Origin of the sequence: Alistipes sp. CAG:29 (genome assembly GCF_000435435.1) — a bacterium.
Lineage (GTDB): Bacteria > Bacteroidota > Bacteroidia > Bacteroidales > Rikenellaceae > Alistipes > Alistipes onderdonkii.
This window is the reverse complement of record NZ_FR893496.1, coordinates 1-1,291: the sequence shown is the minus strand read 5'-3', so window position 1 is coordinate 1,291 and position 1,291 is coordinate 1. Positions and strand designations below refer to the sequence as shown.

Genomic DNA, 1,291 nt, shown 5'->3' with positions numbered 1-1,291 from the left:
TTCGACACCGACCGCGACGGGAAAATCAGCAGTGAGGAAGCGGACGCCGTACTCGTCATCGACTTGGGCAGGGAAGAACCGACCGACACTCCCGGAATCAAATCCCTTGAGGGCGTCGAATATTTCAAAAACCTCAGAGAACTCATAGGTGCCTTCCATCCGCTGACATCGCTCCGCCTCTCCGAAAATACGGCATTGACAAAATTGAACTGCCGCGACAGTCAATTGACCGCCCTCGACCTGAGCAAAAACAAAGCGCTGACCCTTTTGGACTGCGCATACAATCAATTGACAGCGCTCGATCTGGCCGACAATACAGCGTTGATCGGACTGAACTGCAGCGGAAATCAATTAAGCGTTCTCGACCTGACCCAAAATCCGGAATTGACCGGATTGAACTGCTCGCACAACCGATTGACCGCCCTCGATCTGACCGGAAATCCGGCGTTGACCCAATTGGACTGCCGCGACAACCGATTGACCTCCCTCGACCTGGCCCAAAATACGGCATTAATCAGATTGGACTGCCACAACAATCGATTGACCGCCCTCAATCTGACCGGAAATCCGATGCTGACCGAATTGGTTTGCTCATACAATCTATTGCCCACCCTCGATCTCTCCGAAAATACGATGCTGACCGACTTGTGGTGCGAAAGCAATCGATTGACCTCAATCGATCTGTCCCAGAATAAGGCGCTGAGCAGGTTGTACTGCGACAACAATCGACTGACTACGCTCGACCTCTCCGCAAACACCGCATTGACTGGTTTAAGCTGCCACGACAATCGACTGACTGCACTCGCTCTCTCGAAGAATACGAAGCTGGTCGCTTTGGGCTGCTGCGACAATCCATTGATCCGGCTCAATTTATCCAATCTCGCCAAATTAGGAGCAATATCCCTCGATTACGACAACTATAAAATACAGGTAATCACCAACAGCCGGACGGCCATCGTGAGCAGCCTGACACGTTACATGCAATCCATCGAGGCCGAAAAGCAGAAAAAATACCGACAGCAAGAGGAATAAACTGCAATATGAAACTGCATATCTTAGTAATCCCATGAAACGATTCCTACCCATCACAGCTTTGGCGGTTTTCGCATATCCCGCCGCAACCATTTCCTGCCAAAACGGACAAGGGGCTGCGAATCCCCAAATCTTTTGGGACGGAGGCGCGATTCCAGACCCTGTTTTCAGAACTTATGTCCTCGAAAATTTCGACACCGACCGCGACGGAAAAATCAGCCGCAAAGAAGCGGACGCCGTACTTGCCATCGACCTCGGC

1 protein-coding gene and 1 pseudogene are annotated in these 1,291 nt (G+C 51.4%); both read left to right on the top strand.

Going from position 1 to position 1,291, the window contains the following annotated elements; translation table 11 throughout:
• On the top strand, positions 1–1,032 hold a 1,032-nt coding region (locus tag QVP03_RS11535; RefSeq protein WP_369677406.1), incomplete at its 5' end, for a leucine-rich repeat domain-containing protein.
• Positions 1,033–1,066: 34 nt separating this feature from the next.
• A pseudogene (locus tag QVP03_RS11530) lies at positions 1,067–1,291 on the top strand (hypothetical protein); the annotation flags it as partial.